15 protein-coding genes and 1 pseudogene are annotated in these 18,958 nt (G+C 61.3%); 12 read left to right on the top strand and 4 right to left on the bottom strand.

The window, feature by feature from the left end:
• Positions 1 to 18: 18 nt before the first annotated feature.
• Positions 19 to 522, top strand: a pseudogene (locus tag CORTU0001_RS11345) (phosphoenolpyruvate carboxylase); the annotation flags it as partial.
• Positions 523 to 867: 345 nt separating this feature from the next.
• On the opposite strand, the gene CORTU0001_RS01285 reads toward CORTU0001_RS11345, so the two are convergent.
• Together CORTU0001_RS01285 and CORTU0001_RS11895 are read right to left on the bottom strand one after the other, a co-directional pair.
• Complete coding sequence (locus CORTU0001_RS01285; RefSeq protein ID WP_005326785.1) at positions 868 to 2,892, bottom strand: M3 family metallopeptidase; 2,025 nt, start codon at positions 2,890 to 2,892, stop codon at positions 868 to 870.
• A 29-nt stretch (positions 2,893 to 2,921) separates the two neighbouring features.
• On the bottom strand, positions 2,922 to 3,104 hold the full coding sequence (locus CORTU0001_RS11895; RefSeq protein WP_005326783.1) for a hypothetical protein: 183 nt from the start codon (positions 3,102 to 3,104) through the stop codon (positions 2,922 to 2,924).
• Between the two features lie 1,156 nt (positions 3,105 to 4,260).
• On the opposite strand from CORTU0001_RS11895, the gene CORTU0001_RS01275 reads away from it, so the two are divergent.
• Entirely contained in the window at positions 4,261 to 5,544 is a 1,284-nt protein-coding gene (locus CORTU0001_RS01275; RefSeq protein WP_005326781.1) for a hypothetical protein, read from the top strand.
• A 169-nt stretch (positions 5,545 to 5,713) separates the two neighbouring features.
• Here CORTU0001_RS01275 and CORTU0001_RS01270 read toward each other — a convergent pair whose 3' ends face one another.
• Entirely contained in the window at positions 5,714 to 7,927 is a 2,214-nt protein-coding gene (locus CORTU0001_RS01270) for an NADP-dependent isocitrate dehydrogenase (RefSeq protein WP_005326780.1), read from the bottom strand.
• 216 nt (positions 7,928 to 8,143) lie between these two features.
• Here CORTU0001_RS01270 and CORTU0001_RS01265 point away from each other — a divergent pair, with 216 nt between their 5' ends.
• From CORTU0001_RS01265 to CORTU0001_RS01235, 7 genes are all read left to right on the top strand, one after another.
• Positions 8,144 to 9,397, top strand: coding sequence for an MFS transporter (locus CORTU0001_RS01265; protein ID WP_005326779.1), 1,254 nt, complete (start codon positions 8,144 to 8,146; stop codon positions 9,395 to 9,397).
• Between the two features lie 21 nt (positions 9,398 to 9,418).
• The gene (locus tag CORTU0001_RS01260; protein ID WP_005326778.1) at positions 9,419 to 10,336 is read left to right on the top strand and encodes an exodeoxyribonuclease III; all 918 of its coding nucleotides are present in this window, start codon (positions 9,419 to 9,421) and stop codon (positions 10,334 to 10,336) included.
• Positions 10,336 to 11,307, top strand: a complete 972-nt coding sequence (locus CORTU0001_RS01255; protein WP_005326777.1) for a trimeric intracellular cation channel family protein — start codon at positions 10,336 to 10,338, stop codon at positions 11,305 to 11,307. The genes CORTU0001_RS01260 and CORTU0001_RS01255 overlap by 1 nt, the downstream gene beginning before the upstream one ends.
• 51 nt (positions 11,308 to 11,358) lie before the next feature.
• Positions 11,359 to 11,550 (top strand): hypothetical protein, encoded by a 192-nt coding sequence (locus CORTU0001_RS01250; RefSeq protein WP_005322618.1) that lies wholly within the window; start codon positions 11,359 to 11,361, stop codon positions 11,548 to 11,550.
• A 117-nt stretch (positions 11,551 to 11,667) separates the two neighbouring features.
• Positions 11,668 to 12,693, top strand: a complete 1,026-nt coding sequence (gene trpS, locus CORTU0001_RS01245; protein WP_005322617.1) for a tryptophan--tRNA ligase — start codon at positions 11,668 to 11,670, stop codon at positions 12,691 to 12,693.
• A 102-nt stretch (positions 12,694 to 12,795) separates the two neighbouring features.
• A complete protein-coding gene (locus CORTU0001_RS01240) occupies positions 12,796 to 13,875 on the top strand; it encodes a YhjD/YihY/BrkB family envelope integrity protein (RefSeq protein ID WP_005326776.1) in 1,080 nt (359 codons plus the stop codon).
• Between the two features lie 56 nt (positions 13,876 to 13,931).
• Positions 13,932 to 14,864, top strand: a complete 933-nt coding sequence (locus CORTU0001_RS01235) for an RDD family protein (protein WP_005326774.1) — start codon at positions 13,932 to 13,934, stop codon at positions 14,862 to 14,864.
• On the opposite strand, the gene CORTU0001_RS01230 is transcribed toward CORTU0001_RS01235, so the two are convergent.
• Complete coding sequence (locus tag CORTU0001_RS01230; protein ID WP_005326771.1) at positions 14,827 to 16,020, bottom strand: D-alanyl-D-alanine carboxypeptidase family protein; 1,194 nt, start codon at positions 16,018 to 16,020, stop codon at positions 14,827 to 14,829. The two genes, CORTU0001_RS01235 and CORTU0001_RS01230, sit on opposite strands and share 38 nt — an antisense overlap.
• A gap of 39 nt (positions 16,021 to 16,059) precedes the next feature.
• Between CORTU0001_RS01230 and CORTU0001_RS01225 the strand changes: the two genes are divergently transcribed.
• The 3 genes from CORTU0001_RS01225 to CORTU0001_RS01215 are packed head-to-tail and all read left to right on the top strand — an operon-like array spanning position 16,060 to position 18,671.
• Positions 16,060 to 16,950: an adenosine deaminase gene (locus tag CORTU0001_RS01225; RefSeq protein WP_394372002.1), complete on the top strand. Its 891-nt coding sequence runs from the start codon at positions 16,060 to 16,062 to the stop codon at positions 16,948 to 16,950.
• Positions 16,951 to 16,961: 11 nt separating this feature from the next.
• The gene (locus CORTU0001_RS01220) at positions 16,962 to 17,639 is read left to right on the top strand and encodes a type 1 glutamine amidotransferase domain-containing protein (RefSeq protein WP_005326768.1); all 678 of its coding nucleotides are present in this window, start codon (positions 16,962 to 16,964) and stop codon (positions 17,637 to 17,639) included.
• The gene (locus CORTU0001_RS01215; RefSeq protein ID WP_005326767.1) at positions 17,640 to 18,671 is read left to right on the top strand and encodes an alpha/beta hydrolase; all 1,032 of its coding nucleotides are present in this window, start codon (positions 17,640 to 17,642) and stop codon (positions 18,669 to 18,671) included. It begins immediately after the preceding gene.
• The last annotated feature ends 287 nt before the right edge of the window (positions 18,672 to 18,958 follow it).

Here is an 18,958-nt window from a genome sequence, read left to right as displayed (position 1 = left end):
CCAGAAAGGCACTTCGCCGTGAGCACACCCGCTCCAGAGCAAGTCCGCGAAGATATCCGCTTCCTCGGCCGAGCCATCGCGTAGCGGGGAGGCGAGGACGTCTTCGACCTCGTCTCCATATTCCGCGATCTCGACATCACCATCAGCTATTTCGCGCTCAAAGCCAGCCTCGTAGAGGAACTGGATGAAGAGTCCGTTGAAGCGCCCGTCTCCCTGCGCAAAACAGTCGCCAAGCTTAAGGAAGAAGGCGTCACGCCAACCGACGTCTCTTCCGTGATCCGCGGCGCGCACGTCGCCCCCGTTCTCACTGCGCACCCCACCGAAACCCGCCGCCGCACCGTCTTTGATACTCAGACCCGCATCAAGACTCTCCTCAAGGAATCACACCGCGGCGGCGACATGGCGGCAATCGAGAAGGAAATGTATCTGCGCATGACGCTGCTCTGGCAGTCAGCGCTGATTCGCCTCGTCCGCCCCGGCTCCTGGATTGGCGGCGACCATGACGGCAACCCGTACGCCGACTAGCTCGGCGAGCTGGAGCGCGCTCTTCCTATCAGACCGCTCGCTGCGCCAGTTCAATGACGACATCATCGCCGTCCTTCTCCGGATTGCCTTTGAGTAGCTCGGCATAGACATCGAGCTGCAAGGTCACCAGCCCGTGCCCGCGCCGGCGCGCGGCTTCGACCGCTGTGCGCAGCTTTTTCGTCGAGGAGGTGTGCCCGAAGTAGGTGTGGTGGGGGGAGGAACGCGGTGGCGGTGGCAGGCGCGGCGCCGAGGGCGACTAGGTCAGATTCAGACAGGCCCGCGCACTCGGCCGCCAAGCCACCAACTAGCCATCTGACGAAATCTGTGGATAACTAGTCGGCACTAGACGCCGGCGAGGCCGCGGCGCTTGAGCAGCGGTGCGACGTCCTTATCGCGGCCGCGGAATTCGCGGTAGGCCTCCGTGAAGTCGCGCGACGCGCCCTTCGACAGGATCACGTCGCGGAACTTCTGGCCAGCCGCGCGCAGGTCGGTCTGGTCCTTGAACCACTCGAAGCCATCGGCATCGAGGGCCTCGGCCCACAGGTAGGAGTAGTAGCCCGCCGAGTAGCCACCGGCGAAGATGTGGTTGAAGTAGGTCGACCGGTAGCGAGGCGCGATGAGCTCGTTGTCCAGCCCGGCTGCGCGCAGGGCCTCAGTCTCAAACTCGGCGACGGCCTCCGGCGTGGCCTCCAACTTGGCGGCGTCTGCGGCGCTGAGAGAATGCCACGCCAAGTCGATGATCGATGCCCCCAGATACTCCGAGGTGGCGAAACCCTGGCCGAATTCGGAAGCCGAGGTGATGGCATCGAGCAGCTCATCCGGGATTGGTTCGCCGGTTTCCACGTGGCGCGCGTATTCCTTGACCAGTCTCTTGTCGAGCGCCCAGTTCTCGTTGATCTGAGAGGGGAACTCCACCCAGTCGCGTGGGACGTTAGTGCCGGCGAAGGTGGGGTAGCGGACGTCGGAAAGCAGGCCGTGCAGGGCGTGGCCGAATTCGTGGAAGATGGTGCGGACCTCGTCCATGCTGAGCAGCGGCTGCGAACCGTCGGTGGGCTTGGTGATGCCCATGACGTTGACGATGACCGGCTTGCGCTCCAGCAGCCGGGATTGGCCCACGAACCCGCTCATCCACGCGCCACCACGCTTGGTGGGGCGCCCGAAGTAGTCGGTAAGGAGGAGACCAATCCCTTTGTCCCCGTGATTGGCGTCTCCGTCAATCACCTCCCAGACGCGAACGCCCTCCGCGTAGCCCTCCAGGTCATCGCGTGGGGTCACGGTGATGCCGTAGAGGCGCTCGGCGGCGGCGAAGACGCCCTTTTGCAGGACCTGGTCCAGCGGGAAGTACTTGCGTAGTTCCTCCTCGTCGAGGGAGAAGTCGCGGGCGCGGACCTTGGACTCCCAGTAGGGCCAGTCCGCGGCGCTAAAGCCTTGGCCGTTGAGCTCGGCTTCTTCGGCGAGGAGCTTCTGCTCACCGGCGGCGTTGGCTGCGGCGGCGGGGGCGAGGTCGAAGAGCATGGTGCGGGCGGCGTCGGCAGTCGCGGCGGTTTCCTCGGCGATGACGTAGTCGGCATGCGTGGCAAAGCCCAGTAGCTCGGCGCGCAGCTGGACGGCCTCGATGAGTCCCGGGATGTTGTTCTCGGAGCCCCTGCTTGCCGACGCCCCATACAACCTTTGCCTCGCATCCTCCCGCACCAGACGGCTCAGCTCCGACTGCACGGTCGGCAGCTCCAGCGGGATGACGAAGCCCTCGCGGCCGAGCGCCTCGGCGTCGGCTCGGGCGGAGGCGATGCGCTCGGCGGGAAGGCCCTCAAGTTCTTCTTCGGTGAAGGACACCGCGCGCTCGCGGGTAGACGCCATGAGGTTGCGGCCGAATTCTTCAGAGAGCGCGGAGAGGCGCTGGTTGATCTCGGAGAGGCGGGCCTTGCCGGCTGCGTCGAGGTCGGCGCCCTTGCGGGCAAAGGTGCGCAGGAGGTGGTCGTGGAGGCGCTGGCCTTCTTTGTCGTCGGCAGGGGGCGTGGCCTCCTTGGTTCGCGCGTAGAGTACCTCGTTCTGGTACATCGCGTCATAGTGCGCGGACAGTCGCGGGTAGATGTCGGCGGCGATCTCCTCCATCTCCTCGGTGACGTCCGTGCCGGAGAGGTTGCCAAAGACCGCCATGACGCGGTCGAGGTCCTGGCCGGAGCGCTCGAGCGCCTCCACCGTGTTTTCCCACGTCGGGGCGGCGGGGTTGTCGGTGATGGAGGCGATTTCGGCGTCGTGAAGCGCGAGTGCTTGGTCGAAGGCGGGGCGGTAGTGCTTCACCTTGATCTCCGCGAACGGCGGGAGCTGGTAGGGCAGCGAGGAGGGAGTCAGCAGTGGGTTAGTCATAAGAAACTACCGTACCTATGCCTCCTGCTCTATGTGATGGCATTCACTAGTTTCTTCTGTCGTGGTGTGTGGATGAGGATGACATCGAGAATCAAGAACGCCGCAAGCGTAATGCCCAGTAGCGTGACCTGCAGCGGAAGGCCGATCATTATGCCCATGTGCAGGTCGGTGCCCCAGCTGCTCAGCTTGCTAAGCAGAGGCTGGCGGTCCATGACCTCCCCGGCGGCGCCATCTTCCGAAATCGCATCGGAGGTGGTGCGCCATTCCGCCCAGCGTTCGCTGACCTGCCAGGCGGAGTGGGCGTCCTCCGGCGGGTACAGGCGCAGCGGTCCGGTCAGTCCCTCGGTGCGGCCGGTGGTGAGGACGCGCTTGACTACGCCCCATGTCCTTCGCTGTCAGAGTTTTCAATCAACCGAGTGGTGATTTTCCTAACGCTAGGTCTTCCCATTCGTGTAAGGGGTAGCCCCGAAGAAAAACAAAGTATTAGCAAATCAGTCGAGATAAGCGCGGTCCCTCCAATGTTAATGGCCGGCCGGTAACGGCAATGCTGACCACAAACGGTCGAGGGCGTGGTTAGCGATTGGGTAAAAGTGGAACGGTCGACGATTGGTCCATCGAGATCTGCATAGTCTTCTAGAGCATCTGAATAGTAAATCGGCGGAGAACCTTTTCCGAGAAGATTTAATTTGCCTTGGAGAGCTTGTTTATGACCCACAGGGAGGGATGCCGCAACCTAGTAAACGTGCAAACCATCGATGGTTCTAGAAGTTAGTAAAGAGGCTCTCCGCAGCTTTCACAATACGTTTCGCCCTCTTCGTAGATGTTTCCGCAGCAATACGACGGACCACCGCTCACTTCGAAGCAATCTTGATGCCAAGGTTCGCCGTTGAAATCGATTCCACCAGTGGTGATTCTTTCACCGCACCCTTCACATCGTGGAGTGGACTCACACGTCCGGGAATTGTGCCCAATAGCACCACAAACGCTACATGCCATGTCTAAACATTATTGTCCGTGTGAAAGCTAAGCAACCTACTTTCGCTGCTCTGTGGCTATGTCCCAATACTCACTCCTTCGATTGAGGCGATGATTGCGCCGCTTTTGGTCTCAAAGTCAAAGTACTGAACCATCGCGTCATCGAGTGCGTACATGGCACTCTCATCGGCATCGTCGTCTGTCATCACACTAATCACGCAGTTCATCTTCAGGAGGGGCCTCGTCGCACTGTGGAAACCAGCATCGATGCTTTAATGGGCTCGTTGTCATCGCGGTACGCTACGTGAGCGAATACCTTTCTGCGGTAGGGACAAGGCGGTAGCGCAGTTGCCTTCGACGTACTGTCTAGCCATTAAGACTATGGTTTTGCGTATGGAGACCGCGACTAATGAATTGGCTTTCTTGGCAGACAGCAACGGTTTGCTGATCCTTAGCGAGGAAGACAACTTCCCAGCCAGCACCACGTCTATGTTTGAGCCCATGTCCCCGCAAGTGCTTTTCCGCGCAAACTCTGTGCTGCGCACGATCTCGGACCGTCAGTTCAAATCAGGAAAGTACTACAAGGCAACTGAGGAAACTGCTGCGCTGCTCCAGCGTCGCACTACAAAGGGACCGGTTCCCGGAGTCCTGCGTCGGGAGGATCTTGGGCTCGCTGGCAATCCCAGTCTGTTTTTCAAGCACACTTCTTTTCAAGAGGTGAAGTTTTCGCCAGTCATGGCCTCAGGTGCTGCCGGTATCGCTGCACAAGCTGCAATTGAGGCAGCCATCGCGGAAATCAAGGAATATTTGGAGGTTATCGATGAGAAGCTCGATGACCTCCTCCGGCAGTGTAAGGTTGATGCACTAGCCCAGCTTGGCGGTATCCAGTACACGATTGAAGAAGCTGACGAAATCTACCGGCGGAGCAACAGCGTTTCCGCAACCACCTGGTCAAAGGTTGACCACCTCGGATCAGCACTCAACGGCATCGAGTCTTATGCTGTCGAGCACCTCGATGATGCCGTTGATCAGCTGGGGAAGCAGAAGTACAGTTCCAAGAAGCTTGAAAGCCGTCTTGCAGAGTTGAGCGGAAACCTGCCGCTTTGGCTCGGCGTAGTTGCTCGGAGCATCTATCTCCACGATCGGATGTATGTCCTTGAGATTGCCCATGTGAATGAGTTTGAGCCCACCCAATTGGACTCTCACAGAGAGGCGATCGTCGAAGCGCGTAAGGATCGATTGGAATCGACAACTCGCCGTCTGCTGGAAATGGATTCGGCCATCCGTGATGCCGCCAAGCTGAGTAATCAGGTCTGGGTGACCAACCCGATTCGTGCCCGGCGCATAACTGCACACGCGAACAGTATTCACGACATTATTGGTGAGTTCGCGCAGTATTTGTGGATGAGCGTGGAGAATGCGAAACGCCTCGAGGTCCAAGGGTGGCCCCAATCTGTGAAGTCTCTAGCTGGCGACACGGTCGATGCTACGAATCGCGCAGGTCAGTCTGTGGTGGAACATGCACGAAAGACCATTGAGAAAACCCGTGACATGAATGATGACCGGCTGCTTGCGAAGGCAGCTGAAATTGAAGCGCGACGGGAGAAGAAGGCACAACAAGCACTCGAGTTGGCTGACAACGAAGATCAGGTTGAGGTGGAATCCGATCCGGCGTGACGCGGTTATAGTTTTCGCCGCGACGAAGCACTGAAGTTGTTCGGAGCTGCGGGCCGGATTGGTTGCTACAAGTGAAGCAAGAAAAGGCTCGACCCACTCATCGTGGATCGAGCCTCTGTGGTGACCTAGCTCTGGCCTAAGACACCGGGGCTAGAGAAGAAGCGCAGAACTACTTCTTCAGGCCATCAATGATCTCGTTGAACTGAGCAACTGGGCGCATGACGGCAGAGGTCTTCTCGTCATTCGGCCAGTAGTAGCCGCCGAGGTCGGCGGGGTTGCCCTGGGCGTCGACAAGCGCCTGGGCAATCTCGTCTGCCTGGGAGGACAGCTGGGAAGCTACGTCCTTGAACGCAGCGGCGAGATCGGCATCATCGGTCTGGTTAGCCAGCTCCTCGGCCCAGAAGGTAGCCAGGAAGAAGTGGGAACCGCGGTTGTCGATTTCGCCAGCCTTGCGGGACGGGGACTTGCCCTCATTGAGCAGGCGCTCGGTGGCCTTGTCCAAGGTGGCGGCCAGGACGCCGGCCTTCTCGTTGCCGTTGGTCTGCTTCTCGTGGCGGAAGGACTCGGCCAGGGCCAGGAACTCGCCGAGGGAATCCCAGCGCAGGTGGTTTTCTTCCTCGACCTGCTGGACGTGCTTCGGGGCGGAGCCGCCCGCACCGGTCTCGAAGAGGCCGCCGCCAGCCATGAGCGGAACCACAGACAGCATCTTGGCGGAGGTACCCAGCTCGAGGATGGGGAAGAGGTCCGTGTTGTAGTCACGCAGCACGTTGCCGGTCACGGAGATGGTGTCCTCGCCGCGGCGGATGCGCTCGATGGAGGTCTTGGTAGCGGTGACCGGATCCTCGATGGAGATATCTAGGCCCTCGGTGTCGTGGTCCTTAAGGTACTTCTCCACCAGGGACTTGATATTGCGGTCGTGGCCGCGCTCTGGGTCGAGCCAGAAGATGGTCTTCATGCCGGATAGGCGAGCGCGGTTGACGGCGAGCTTGACCCAGTCCTGGATCGGGGCGTCCTTGGTCTGGCAGGCGCGCCAGATATCGCCTTCCTCCACGTCGTGGGAGATGAGGACCTCGCCCTGGGAGTTGCGAACCTCAACAGTGCCCGCGGCCGGGATCTTGAAGGTCTTATTGTGGGAGCCGTACTCCTCGGCCTTCTGCGCCATCAGGCCAACGTTCGGCACGGTACCCATGGTGGTCGGGTCGAAGGCGCCGTTTTCCTTGCAGTCCTCGATAACGGCCTGGTAGACGCCAGCGTAGGAGGAATCCGGAATGACGGCGAGGGTGTCCTGCTCCTCGTCGTTCTTATTCCACATGTGGCCGGAGGTACGGATCATGGCGGGCATGGAGGCGTCAATAATGACGTCGGAAGGCACGTGCAGGTTGGTGATGCCCTTGTGGGAGTTGACCATGGCGAGGTCGGGGCCGTCGGAAAGCGCGGCGTCGAAAGCAGCCTTGATTTCCTCGCCATTGTCCAGGTTCTTCAGGCCCTCGTAGATAGCGCCCAGGCCGTTCTCGCCGTTGAGGCCGGCAGCCAGCAGCTCCTCGCCGTACTTGTCATAGACATCGGCGAAGAAGGCGCGGACGACGTGGCCGAAGAGGATGGGGTCAGAGACCTTCATCATGGTGGCCTTCAGGTGGGTGGAGAAGAGCACGCCCTCTTCCTGAGCGCGCTTGACCTGTGCGAGGAGGAACTCATCCAGGGCCTTGGCGGACATGAAGGTGCCGTCGATGACCTCACCCTTGAGAACCGGCAGCTCCGGCAGCAGGGTCTGCTCGCCATCGGCGGTCTTGAGGACGATGGACAGGGTGTCCTCGTTGTCCAGGATGACGGACTTCTCATTGTGGCGGAAGTCGTTGTCCGCCATGGTGGCAACGTTGGTCTTGGAGTCCTTGGACCACTCGCCCATGCGGTGCGGGTGCTTCTTCACAAAGTTCTTCACGGCTTCCGGGGCGCGGCGGTCGGAGTTGCCCTCGCGCAGCACCGGGTTAACAGCGGAGCCCTTGACGGAGTCATAGCGGGCGGCGATGTCCTTTTCTTCCTCGGTGGAAGGATTATCCGGGTAATCAGGCAGATCGTAACCTGCGGCCTGCAGCTCGGCGATGGCCTTCTTCAGCTGCACCAGGGAAGCAGAAATATTCGGCAGTTTGATGATATTTGCTTCCGGGGTCTTAGCCATCTTGCCCAGCTCTGCCAGGGCGTCCTCGACCTTCTGCTCCTCGGTCAGGCGCTCCGGGAACTGCGCGGCGATGCGGGCGGCCAGCGAGATATCGCGGGTTTCCACGTCGATGCCAGCGGTGGAAGCGAAGGCCTCCACAATGGGCTTGAGGGAGTAGGTCGCCAGCAGCGGCGCCTCATCGGTACGGGTCCACGTAATCTTTGCCATGATTCTCCTAATTAACGTTGGAAAATTGTTCAAGTGCCCAGATTACCGATTTTGTGGGCGGCATGTGGGCCAGTTTGCTGATAGTGATCCCCCATTTGCCGCCCCTTGAAAAGGGTTGCGTGGCCGCTGTCACCCATGCGCGGGAGGGGTGGAGATATTCACGAGCCCCCGCTGCGGGCATGCTGCAGGCGCAGACGGGGTGTACCCTCACTCTCCATGAAAATCATCGATGAGCTAAGCCCGCGCAGCGCACACGAACACCGCGTTCGCCGCCGCCCGCTGCCGCTGCAAACGGAGATTACCACCCGCCGCCGCGCCATCGTCATGGTGGCCATGGCCCTGGGCGCGTTTGCCATCGGCACGACGGAGTTCGTGTCTATGGGCCTGCTGCCGCTTATTGCAGATGATTTTGGCGTTTCGGAAGAAAACGCCTCCACACTCATCACCATCTATGCCATGGGCGTGGTGGTCGGTGCCCCGCTGATTGCGGCCTTTACCGGCAAGCTGCCGCGCCGCCGGCTCATCCTGCTGCTCATCGGCTTCCTCGTGGTGGGCAACCTCCTCTCGGTCTTGGCACCGAATTACGCCATCCTCATGGTCGCGCGCTTTATTGCGGGCATGCCGCACGGCGCTTATTTCTCCGTGGCTAATCTCTCGGCCGCATCCATGGCGCCCCCAGGCGGCCGCGGCAAGGCCATGGCTTATGTGGGCATGGGCCTGGCCATCGCCACGGTTATTGGTGTACCAGCCGCCCAAGCCCTCGGCTCCGCGCTGGGCTGGCAGGCGGCCTACCTAGTGGTCGTGGCTTTGGGTATCGTCACCGCCATTGCGTTGTTCTTCCTGATGCCGCACATGACGGAGATGAAGCAGACCGATATCCGCACCGAATTTGGTGCGTTCAAAAACAGTCAGGTGTGGTTCACCGTCATCATGGGCGTGGTCGGCTTTGGCGGCATGTTCTCCGTCTATACCTATATTTCGTGGACCATGACCGAGGTCGCCGGCATGGACCAGAGCCTCATCTGGGTGGTGCTCATGGCCTATGGCATCGGCATGACCATCGGCAATGCCTTTGGCGGTTGGCTGGCTGACCGCAACCTGGAGTTTGGCATTATCTTTGCCTTGGCTTGCCTCATCGTTATCCTGACGGCCTTCTACTTCCTTTCTAGCCATGCCATTCCCGCCACTTTGTGCTTTGGCTGCGTGGCATTTATGGGCTCCACCTTGGTTCCTTCGCTGCAGCTGCGCTTGGTGCATGTGGCTGGCGACGCCCAGACTTTGGCCGCAGCCCTTAACCAGTCCGCGCTGAACATCGCAAACGCGGCCGGTGCGACCATTGGCGGCGCCGTGGTGGGTGCCGGCTTGGGCTACTCCGCCCCGGCGCTGGCCGGTGCGGCCCTGGCGGCTGCGGGCTGCCTGGTATGGGCTGCGACGATGTGGGATAAAAAGCGCCTTTCTCGCCGCGCCTAGGCTTACCGATATGCTGTTGGCATGACCCTTACCATCGCGAGCGTTAATGTCAACGGAATCCGCGCTGCGTGCAAGCAGCGCAATGAAAATAACCCCGGTATGAACGCCTGGCTAGAGGAGACTCCGGCCGATATCGTGCTCATGCAGGAGGTGCGCGCAACCCCGGAGCAGGCCGAAAAGGCCCTGGCCCCAGCCCTAGAGGCGGGGTGGCACTTAGCTCTTGCCGACGCCGCCGCAAAGGGCCGCGCCGGCGTGGGTATCCTGTCTCGCACCCCGCTTGCCGACGTCGAAGTGGGCTTCGGCTCCTTTACCGACGCCGGCCGCTGGATTGCGGCTACCACCCGCGATATTCGCGTCGCCTCGCTGTACCTGCCTTCCGGCGATACTGGTTCGCCGAAGTTGGATGAAAAGTACCGCTTCTTGGATGAATTCCAGGAGGTGCTGGCGGAGAACGCGGCGCGCACGAATTCTGATGGCAGCCCGGCCGACATGGTCATCGGCGGCGACTGGAATATCTGCCACCGCGCCCAGGACCTGAAAAATAATAAGGCCAACGAAAAGAAGGCTGGCCACCTGCCGGAAGAGCGCGCCTTTATGGACCATGTCTTTGGCGCGTTCCCGGATGACAAGCCGCAGGAGAAGAAGAACCTGGGGCAGTGGCAGGGAGTGGTCGAGTACGCCGGCGGCGAGCCGTGGGCCCCAGCGGCAGAACCGCAGTGGTTCGACGTCGCCCGCCGCCTGCACCCAGAAGAAGATGGTCCTTATACCTGGTGGACCTACCGCGGCCAGGCGTTTAATAACAACGCCGGGTGGCGCATCGATTACCAGGCGGCCACCCGCCCGATGCTAGAGCGCGCGCAGCGCACCTGGGTGGATAAGGCTCCTACCGTGGAGCAGCGCTGGTCCGACCATTCCCCACTGCTGGTGGAGTACCGCTGATGACGCCACTATTTAGCGTCCTGTATGTAGTTGGTATTACGGCCGAGTCCATGACCGCCGCATTGTCCGCCGGCCGCCAAAAGCTCGATCTTTTTGGCGTCACCATGATTGCCTCCATGACGGCGCTGGGCGGCGGCACGGTGCGCGATATGATCCTCGATGACCCTCCCTTTACCTGGGTTGAGCACCCCATCTATTTGGTAATCGTCATCGTGGCGGCCGTGGTGACGGTGGGCATGTCATTCCTCATGCACTACTTCCGCCACCTCTTCCTCATCTTGGATGCGCTGGGGCTTGCGGTCTTTTCGGTGCTCGGCACCCAAATCGCGGTCCATCTGGGCCACGGGTTCATTATTGCCTCGGTCTCTGCGGTGATTTCCGGCGTCTTTGGAGGAGTGCTGCGTGACCTGCTTTCGGATCGCATCCCGTTGGTCTTTTCCGGCGAGTTCTACGCCGCTATCTCGCTGCTCGCCGCGGCGCTATTTATGGCGCTGTACCACAGTGGCCTGGCCGAGGAACCGACCGCGATTATCACCGCCTCCGTGTGCTTTATTGCTCGCTTGGCCGCGATCTACTTCAAGAAGGGCCTGCCCGTCTTCGAATACCGCGACGCCGAGCAGCAGATGGACCCGCGCCTGCGTTTGTCTGCGCGCATTGTGCGCGATGGCGCCCGCAAGGCCAAGCGCAAGGCAGGCGCGGCCACGCGCTATGCCAGCCCCATCACACGCCCGCTGACTAGGCCTTTAAGTCGCCCGTTTAAGAACAAGACACGAGCTTTTTCTACTGCGGCAGAGGGGGCAGACTACGACGATATGTCGAGCAACCGCATTGCGCGCCGGCCGAAGCAGCAGTCGATTACGCGGCCGAGCGGCCGGCACTCGCCAGGGGCAAGGGGAGTAAACGTGGAGCAGCAGTGGAGCTTTAATAAGGGGGACGTCGGCAAGCGCAAGGCGCCCAAACACAAGCAGTAGTGCTACTATAGGTAGGTCAAAAAATTCAGTAATCTGCAACGGAGAAAGTTCATGGCTCGCGCAATTATTTCTTTCGTCCTCGGCGCTGTAATCCTCGGCCTGAGCATCTGGTGGTGGACCGTTGTTGGTCCGTCCTTCGCTTTCCTCGGCCCCATCGTGCTCATGGGCGTGGGCGGCGCGCTGATGGTATCCGGTTGGGCCATCCTGATGGACGTGGTCAGCCCGACCTCCCGCAAGCTCTAACATCCTTGCGCCGCATCCCCTGCCTAATCGGGCAGGGGATTTTTCGATCCTTCGCTCAGGCGGCGCCGGGGAAGGATGTGAACCGCGCGGCGAGGCTAGGGGGTAGGATAAGGCACCATGACTGCAGACAATTCCACCGTTTCCCGCGTCCTGTCCGGTATCCAACCCACCGCTGATTCCTATCACCTGGGTAATTACCTGGGAGCGCTGAAGCAGTGGATTGACCTGCAGGACGGCTATGACGCCTTCTACTTCATCCCTGACCTGCACGCGATCACCGTGGAGCAAAATCCGGAGGAGCTGCGCAACCGCACCATCGCGGGTGCCGCACAGCTCATTGCCTTGGGCATTGATCCGGAAAAGTCCACGCTCTTCGTGCAGTCGCACGTGCCCGCCCACGCGGAGCTGACCTGGGTACTGCAGTGCCTTACCGGTTTTGGCGAGGCCTCCCGTATGACCCAGTTCAAGGATAAATCTGCCAAGCAGGGCTCGGACCGCACCTCGGTGGGCCTATTTACCTACCCGATCCTCATGGCCTCCGATATCTTGCTCTACTCGCCGGATTATGTGCCGGTGGGCGAGGACCAGCGCCAGCACCTGGAGCTGACCCGCAATCTTGCCGAGCGTTTCAACAATAAGTATGGCGAGACCTTCAAGGTGCCGGAGCCGTTCATCCCGGAGGGTGCGGCAAAGATTTATGACCTGCAAGAGCCGACGTCCAAGATGTCTAAGTCCGGCGCCAACCCGAAGGGCCTGGTCAACCTGCTTGATGCACCGAAGACCTCGGCTAAGCGCATCAAGTCCGCCGTGACGGATGACTTGGGCTCGGTGGCTTTTGACCGCGACAACCAGCCGGGTGTGTCCAACCTGCTGGTCATCCAGTCTGCGCTCACCGGTGAATCCATCGATTCCTTGGTGGAAAAGTACGCCGGCCAGGGCTACGGCCACCTCAAGGTCGATACCGCCGACGCGCTGCAGGAATTTACCACTCCGCTCAAGGCGCGCTATGACGAGTTGATGGCGGACCGCGGCGAGCTCGAGCGCATCCTGGCGCAGGGCGCGGAGACGGCGCAGGAGATTGCCCAGCCGCTTGTCGACGCCGTCTATGAAAAGGTCGGCTTCCTTCCCCGCCTGCGCAAGTAGTAAGCGGCCGCTTCCCCCGTGCCCCACCCCGCAAAGGGACAAGTGGGCATCTGCCAGTTACTCTAGGTGAGATAAAAACTGTGCGAGCAAGAAGGGAAGCACGTGCCTACCACCACGCAATCCTCCTCGAAGAAGACGGACCACTACGGCATCGAACGCGCCAATGCCGACGATCCCGGTGCGGTAGATAAGATTCGCTCCAAGTCCGGATTCGTTGACCACCTCATGCGCATGAACGAGCGCTACGGTGCCGAAGGCGGCAACCAGTTTGCCGCCGGCATCACCTATTATTCGGTGCTCTCCATCTTCCCGCTTGCCATGCTGGTCGTGGCCACCGTCGCCGCCGTCTTGGCTAACCGCGAGGACCTGCTCAATGATCTGCAATCCCATATCACCAGTTCTATCGATGGCGATATGGGAGATACGGTCAATGAGATCTTGGATACCGCCATTGACCAACGCGGCGCCATGTTCGGTATCGGTGGTTTGACCACTCTGTGGTCCGGCCTAGGCTGGATGAACAACCTGCGCATCGGTATCTCGGCCATGTGGGGCATCGATGCCAACGAGGGCGGTTCCTTCTTGAAGAAGAAGTTGTCTGACCTGGTGGGCCTCATTGGCCTTATCGTGGCATTCCTCATCGCCTTTGGCGTCACCGCCGCCGGGTCCTCCGGCCTTACCCAGAAAATCTTTGAGCGCGTAGGAATCGAGTCCTTCCCGGGCATGGACTCGGTTATTTTCTTTGTCGGCTTGGCAGTGGGCCTTCTGGCCAACCTCATCGTCATGTGGTGGCTGATTATGATCCTGCCGCGCACCAAGGTGCCGAAGAAGTCCGGCCTTATCGGCGCGGCCATTGGTGCCGTGGCTTTTGAGCTGCTCAAGCAGCTGTCCACGCTCATCATGTCCTCTGCTACCGGCAGCCCTGCCGGCGCGGTCTTCGGCCCCGTCATCGTGCTCATGGTGGTCATGTATCTGATTTGGCGCGTGGTGCTGTACGTCTCCGCGTGGACCGCCACCACCGCCGAGTCCCTGAAGTACGCTCACCCGCCGGTCCCAGAGCCGGCCGTTATTCGCGTCCGCAACGAGGTCAAGGAAGGCGCGCCTGCAGGTGCGACCTTCGGCGTTGGCGCCGCTGTAGGCGCCGCGGCCGTGGGCGCATGGAGCTTGTTGCGCCGTAAGTAAAATCTCCTCCTTAGGGGTGAGGCCGCCGCTGCCGTTGGGCTTTAAGATGGAGCATTATGAACGCCAATGACATCGCACCGAATCTTTATGAGGAATGGGGACTAGATCGCCGCGATGGCGAGCACGAGCTCTTAGTCTTGCTGGAGTCCAAGGATGTGCTGCTACAGCAGCAAGGCCACGACATTGAAGATCCGCGGCGCGCGCAGCTGCGCATCGCTGCCAGCGTCTTGGGCTCTGCTGCAAAGCGGGCCGAATACGATAAGGCGTGCGCGGCGGGAGTGCGCCCCACCTGGGGAGACCTCGGACAGCTGGGCGCGGTAGGGCAGTGGAACCCGCGGCCACTGCAAGCCCAGCAGCAAGCTCAGTCCTTCCAGCCCGGTCAGGCGGCCGGGCCGGGGCGTCACGCTCAGCAGGAACCACGATTTGCGCAGACCTCGAGCCCCTATGGGTCGCCGTATGCGCGCAATCCCTTTGCCCCGCAGCACAATCCATTCCCGCCGGCAACGGCGAACGCGGCTGTACCCGCGCCGTTGGTACAACAACCAGCGGCCGAAATTAGCCAGCGCGCCGGTCAAGATGCGCGCATCGGCATGGCCATTTTGGACCTCATCTTCTTTTCGCTCATTAGCGGCAGCTTCGGCGGCGCGCTGCTGTCCGGCGGCGTGGATGAGCTCTCGACGTTCATTGGCGGCGCCATCATCTTGCTGCTCTACACCTTGGGCACCGAATGTTGGCTCGGCGCCAGCCCGGCCAAGCTGCTGATGGGCTACACGGTGCGCGATGTCGACACCAAAGAGCGGCTCACCCTCACCCAGTCCGCTAAGCGCCAGTGGTGGCGCCTAGTCAATATCGTGCCGGGCCCCGGTACGTTCGCCAGCTGGGTGGGCGCCGGCGTGCATACCTTCACCATTTCGGAGAAGAATAACCGCCGCGGCTCCCACGATGAGTGGGCTAACGCCGAAGTAGTGAAAAAGCACCCACGCAAATAGCCAGCAACACTACGGCGCCGGCGATAACCCAGCCGAGCCACCCCTGCACCCCGGCCAAGGAGGAGTTGGCCGATTGTGCCTGGGCATCGGGGGCCGGGGAGGCAGTGGAGTCGGCGTCGGAATGGACGTCGGCAAGCAACTGCCCTACACCGTCACCGGGATGCACCTTGTAGGCCTCGTGCAGCAGCTTCTGGGCCTGCTCCCACGCGCGCGGGCCGTGCTCCACGGTGGTATCGAGCAGCACCGCCTGCAGCCGTCGGCCATGGCGGTCGAGCGCGCCGACGAAGGTATGGTGCGCGTCATCGGTAAAGCCCGTCTTGCCACCAATGCCGTCCGGATCATTGAGGAAGAGCCCGTTATCGTTGCCTAATTGGTAACCGTCAAGGTCGCCCCAGCCGGGAAAGTCCACGGACTCCGTATCCACAATCCGCGCGAAGGTCGGGTTATGGAAGGCCGCGCGGTAAATGCGGGAAATATCCTCGGCCGAGGTAGACATGCCCGGGGCATCGAGCCCAGAGTAGCTGGCCGCGTAGGTGGAATTTGTGCCGATCTCGGCCGCCTTCTCATTGACCTTGCGCAGCGTGGCCTCGTCGCCGCCCAATTCCTGTGCCAGGGCGTGCGCGGCATCGTTGCCAGAGGCCATGAGCAAGCCCTGCAAAAGCTGTTCCACCGTGTACGTGCCGCCTGGGCCGATGCCGACCGCTGAGCCGTCAATCTGTGCCGATTCTTCGCCCACCTCGACCTTCTGGTGCAGATCCAGTTCGTCGATAACCACCAGCGCCAGCAGTGCCTTGATGATGGAGGCCGGCCGGTAGCGGCCGTTAGGGTCCTTCATTGCGATGATTTCGCCGGAATCGATATCGGAGACCATCCACGCCGCGGCCACCACATCCTTATCCACCTTGAACCCTTCGGGCAGGGTGGTGCCACAGGCCTCATTGCTTTCCACCGGCGGCAGCGGGGTGGGTGAGGCCTGCCCAGGAGCGAGGCGCTCCGAGGTGGTGGTGGCCTTTTCCGGGCGCTCGGCGTGCGGGCACTTATCGGTATCCGGGGCGGTGGTGCGCATGGTGGTAGGAGTTTCCGGCTCTTCCGCCAGCGCGAGCGGTGCGCCGCTGAGCAGGACGGTAACGAGGGAACTAGCTATAATTCTTTTCATGACATGACACATCTTAGGCCCGTGCCTACGATGGGACGCATGCATGACGCGCCTTTGATTAGCCCTGAAAACAAGGACTCCGCCGCCGACGTGGTGGCCAAGCTGCCTAAGGTCTCCCTCTTTGAGCCCATTAACTCCACGGCCGCTACGCCGGAGGAACTCACCGCGACCATCCGTGAGCGCTACGAAGCCCTAGCCGCAGACGGCGTGGTCTACGCGGAACTGCACTTGGATCCAGCAGCGATTGGCCTGGACGCTGCCGCGGTTGTTGAAGCCGCCGTTGCAGCCCGCATTCCTTCCCTGGACTCCCGCCTCGTCCTGGCCGGCACGGCCCCTGAGGCAGCAGTGCCTGACGACGCCCCCGTGGTGGGCTATAACCTCCCGCAGGACGAGGCGGGCGCGGCCGCGGACTTCCGCGCCGCCTACCTACCCACCCAGATTCACGTGGGCGAGGACTTCGCGGAAGTTGAGCGCGCCGCCCAGGCCGGCGTGAATCGCCTTATCCACCCGGTGAATATGATCGATGACTTCACTGCGAATATCGAAGGCATCGTGCCGGGCAAGGCCTCTGGCTACATCCGCGACCGCCATATTCCCCTGGTCTTTACCCCACTGGAGGAAGCCGAGGAGCTGACCGACCACCCACTGCCACTGCTGCAGCAGCTGGGCTTTACCTGCACCATTTCCTCGGGCGAGACCACCTTGACCAAGCAGTTCCTCGCGCTGAGTGAGACCTTTGGCTACGGGCTGGAGGAATTTTTCGACCTCACCGTCAAAGCGGTGGAGAATTCCTTTGCTGACCAGGAATTACGGCAGCATCTGCTAGAAACGGTTATCCTGCCAGCATACGAGGAACTTTCAGACCCCGAGCTGGCAGGCCCAGACACTGAAGAGTCTTTGGCAGACGCTGCTGAAGAAACTACTGACTAAAGGAGAATTACATGCCTTCCGTACTTTTTGTTGTTACTGCCGCTGAGGAATGGACCCTGGCCGATGGCACCAAGCGCCCCACCGGTTACTGGGCCGAGGAGCTTATTGCCCCGCACCGCGCCTTCCAGGGCGCAGGCTGGGATATCCACTTCGCCACCCCCGGGGCAAAGGCTCCCGTGGTAGATGAGTACAGCCTGGAGGTGCTGCCAGATAACGTGCGCATGGCGCAGGAAAACTACCTGGCAGAGTTGGGCGTAGCGCTCGAGCACCCGATGAACCTGGCCGATGTCAATGAGGAAGACTATGACCTCATTTTCTACCCAGGCGGCCATGGCCCGATGGAGGATCTGGCCTATGACCAGGATTCCGCTAAGCTTCTGCAGGCTCGCATGGATTCTGGCCGCAAGCTTGCTTTGCTCTGCCACGCCCCAGCGGCGATGCTGGCTGTAGATAACGAGAACTGGCCGTTCAAGGGCTACAAGATGACTGCTTTCAGCAATGCTGAGGAGGGCGAGGACGTCATCGCCGCCGCTAAGTGGGCGCTGGAGACCCGCCTGCGCGAGCTCGGCGCGGATTACCAGGAGACCGATCCGATGTCCCCGAACGTCATTGTGGATCGCAACCTGTACACCGGCCAGAACCCGGCTTCCTCTGAGCCGCTGGCACAGCGTATTCTGCGCGATTTCTAAATGAGCGTTTCGCGAGTTCTCAAGGCCGGGGCTGCCCTGACCGGTGTGGTCGGGGTAGCGGGCATGGCGGCGTATGCGCTCAGCCGCCGGCCGTACCTGCGCGAGGTGGCACCGGGCCTTCGCAGCCCGATTTTGTACCTGCCTATGCACCTGCTTGCCGACGCCACCTTTGCCCGCGCCAGCCGCTTCTTTGCCAGCATCGACTTCTCCCGTCCGGTGCGGCACGCGGTGGATATTACGGAGTTTTCCGCTTCCTTCGATGGCCACGCCTTTAGTGCCCGCGTGCTTACCCCACGCGGCGATGCCCAGGGCGCAGCCACCGCTGGGCCGCGCCCCGTGGTCGTATGGACGCACGGCGGCGGCCATCTCATCGGTGGCCCGGCCATGTATGACCCGCAGAATGCCCGCATGGCGTCCGAGCTCGGTGCCATCGTGGTAGCCCCGCGCTACCACAAATCCACCCAAGAGCCGTTCCCCGCGGACCATGATGAGTGCTACGCCGCGCTGCGCTGGGTGCAAAAACACGGCGATAAGCTGGGCGGGGATACCTCGCGCATCGCCGTCGCCGGCGATAGCGCCGGCGGTGGCTTGGCCGCGGGCTTGGTCCAGCGGGCCTTTGATGAGGGCCATCCGGTCCGCGCGCTCGGCTTGGTCTATCCCATGCTGGATCACCGCACCACGGATAAGTCCGGTGCGGTGGGCCAATTCATCTGGACGGCGGGCCCGAACCGCGGCGCGTGGTCCATGTACCTGGGAGATGACCACCTGGATGTTGACTTGCCGCCCTATGCTTCGCCGGCCACGCGCAGTGATCTTTCCGGCCTGCCGCCAACGTGGATCGGGGTAGGTGGGATCGACCTCTTCTGCGATGAATCCGTGGCCTTTGCCCAAGCCCTCGATGCGGCCGGCGTGGACACCACCCTCGACGTGTGGGCCGGCGCCTATCACGGGTTTGACCAGATTAAACCCAAGGCGCCGCAATCGCGCGAGCTTATCGACGCCCTCATTGACCACCTCCGCCGTCACCTCTAAGGTCACGTACTAAGGGAGGACGAGCGATGAAATACAACACGCACGTGTCGTGGGTCGTAACTTTCGCCAGCGTGATTGTTCTCGGTCTGATTCTGGGCGGAGTCTTTGGAATAGGGACTCTAGGCCGCTCCATTATTGGACTCAGTTTGGCGATAGTGTGGCTGATTTTCGATAAATACATGCGCGACCGGACCCGACGCCAAGAGGAAGAAGCGCCGGGCCGCTAGACGCAAAAAGCCGCCCCCTCTCCGTCCAGCTGCTGTGCAGTGGGGCAGAGGCTAGGGCGG

Source organism: Corynebacterium tuberculostearicum SK141 (assembly GCF_000175635.1).
GTDB classification, from domain to species: Bacteria; Actinomycetota; Actinomycetes; order Mycobacteriales; family Mycobacteriaceae; genus Corynebacterium; species Corynebacterium tuberculostearicum_C.
This window is presented reverse-complemented; position numbering and strand designations above follow the sequence as displayed.